The organism is Streptomyces sp. C, assembly GCF_000158895.1.
In the GTDB taxonomy this organism is placed as follows: Bacteria; Actinomycetota; Actinomycetes; order Streptomycetales; family Streptomycetaceae; genus Streptomyces; species Streptomyces racemochromogenes.
The window spans coordinates 7,213,159-7,215,334 of the sequence record NZ_GG657750.1 but is presented as its reverse complement, the minus strand read 5'-3'; the positions used below and the strand labels follow the sequence as shown (position 1 = coordinate 7,215,334).

3 protein-coding genes are annotated in these 2,176 nt (G+C 73.3%); all 3 read left to right on the top strand.

The features are described from left to right. Positions 1-1,155 (top strand): D-alanyl-D-alanine carboxypeptidase (locus tag SSNG_RS32130; protein WP_007268114.1); only part of this gene is annotated, 1,155 nt, incomplete at its 5' end. Positions 1,156-1,180: 25 nt separating this feature from the next. Then, positions 1,181-1,504 carry a putative quinol monooxygenase gene (locus SSNG_RS32125; RefSeq protein ID WP_007268113.1) on the top strand — a complete coding sequence of 108 codons (324 nt, stop codon included), beginning with the start codon at positions 1,181-1,183 and terminating at the stop codon, positions 1,502-1,504. Between the two features lie 46 nt (positions 1,505-1,550). After that, the coding region (locus SSNG_RS32120) for a class I SAM-dependent methyltransferase (RefSeq protein ID WP_042802493.1) at positions 1,551-2,176 on the top strand (626 nt) is incomplete at its 3' end.

Sequence of the window (2,176 nt, the reverse complement as noted above, 5' to 3'; positions counted from 1 at the left end):
TACACCGACCTCGACCACACCTACGCCAACGACTTCCCGGGCGCCACCCTCACCCCGGAGAACCCCCTCGCCGGGATCGACGAGCTCGCCCGGCAGGTCCACGCGGCGGGCATCACCCGCGTCGAGGGCGACGTGATCGTGGACAGCAGGCTCTTCGCCCCCGACCCGGGCCTCGACCCGGTGCCGACCCCCCTGATCGTCAACGACAACCTGGTCGACCTGCTGACCACCCCGGGCGACCGGGCGGGCGCCGCCGCCCGGCTGGACTGGCGGCCCAAGGTCGCCCCGTACGAGGTCACGTCGACGGTGGAGACCGTCGCCGCCGGGAAGCCGACGGACATCACGGTGACGGCTACCGGCGGCGGCAGCCGCATCCGGCTGTCCGGCACCATCGCAGCGGACGCCCGGCCGCTGCTGCGGACCTCCCCGGTGACGGACCCGGCCGCGTTCGGCCGGACGGCGCTGATCGAGGCGCTGGGCCGGGCCGGGGTGGCGGTCACGGCCGATGCCACGGGGCCCAATCCTGTCGCCCGGCTGCCGCGCGACTACGCGGGCCGGCCGCGCGTGGCCGCGTACACCTCGCCCCCGTACGAGCAGTACGCGAAGCTGATCCTGAAGGTCAGTCACAACCTGGGCGCCAACCTGGACGTCTGCCTGCTGGCCGTCACCACCGGCGGCCGGCAGTGCGCCGACGGCTTCCCGGTGCTGGCCGCCTTCCTGGACCGGGCGGGCGTCGACCGCGAGCAGGTGGCCCTGATGGACGGCCGGGGCGGCAATCCGGCCGACCGGGTCACGCCCAGGGTGCTGGTGCAGATGCTGGCGTACTGGCAGGGCACGCCGGACGCGCGGCGGTTCCGGGAGGCGCTGCCCGTCCTCGGGGTCGACGGGCTGCTCGCGGAGAACTGCCGTGACTGTCCCGCGCGCGGCAAGGTGTTCGCGAAGACCGGTGCGGCCGTCGGCGGCGACCTCCTCAACGACCGGCTGTCGGTGGGGGCCATCACCATCGCCGGATACCTGGACAAGGGCGGCGGACGCTTCGACACCTTCTACGCGGGCGTCACGGGCGCGATGACGCCGACCGCCGACCCGGAGGACGTGGTGGGCATCGCCAACGACCTGGCCCTGATCGCCGCATACCTCCAGGAGGCCTCCTGACCGGGCCCGTGCCTACAATGGCTTGATGATCTTCATTGTGGTGAAATTCGCCGTCAAGCCCGAATACGTGGACCAGTGGCCGGAGAAGGTCGCGGAGTTCACCCGCGCCACCCGCGCCGAACCGGGGAACCTGTGGTTCGAGTGGTCCCGCAGCCTGGAGGAGCCGGACACGTACGTCCTGGTCGAGGCCTTCCAGGACGACGCGGCCGAAGCCCACGTCACCTCCGAGCACTTCGCCAAGGCCCTGGAGACCATGCGTCCGCTGGTCGCCCGTACGCCCGACATCGTCAGCACCACCATCGCGGGCGCCACCGGCTGGAGCCGGATGGGCGAGCTCCGGATCGACTGAGCCCGGTGGGCCGGGTCCTCTTGACCGGCCGTCCATGATGGACGGTATGACGACCGGATCCCGTGCTCGTTCGTTCGGTTCCGCGGCGGCCCGCTACGCCGCGCACCGGCCCTCCTATCCGGCCGCGCTCTTCGACGCCGTCGAGGAGCTGGCCGGGTTCCCGCTGGCCGGCGCCCGTGTCGCGGACGTCGGCGCGGGCACCGGGATCGCGAGCGCGCTCCTGCGCGCCCGCGGGGCCCGGGTGGTGGCGGTGGAGCCCTCGGAGGGCATGGCCGCCGAGTTCCGCCGCCGCAGTCCGGGGATCGCCCTCGTGCGCGGTGACGGCGACCGGCTGCCGCTGGCCACTTCGGGTCTCGACCTGCTCACGTACGCGCAGTCCTGGCACTGGACGGACCCGGCCCTCGCCGGCCCCGAGGCCCTGCGCGTCCTGCGGCCCGGGGGCGCGCTGGCCGTCTGGTCCAACGATCCCGACACGGACGTGGAGTGGATCGCCGACCAGCAGGCGCGCATCGAGAAGCACTTCGGCCCCGGCTGGTACATCAACAAGCCGGCCCGTCCGCTGCCCGGCCTGGACTTCGCCACGCGCCGGCTGCGCTGGTCGCGGCCCGTCCCCGTCGATGCGCACCTCGGGAAGCTCTCCACGCACTCGCTCTTCCTGGTGGGAGAGCCCGG

What these genes read in the sequence shown, in the direction of transcription:
- SSNG_RS32125 (WP_007268113.1), top strand. Translation starts at nt 1,181, where the DNA reads ATGATCTTCATTGTGGTGAAATTCGCCGTCAAGCCCGAATACGTGGAC.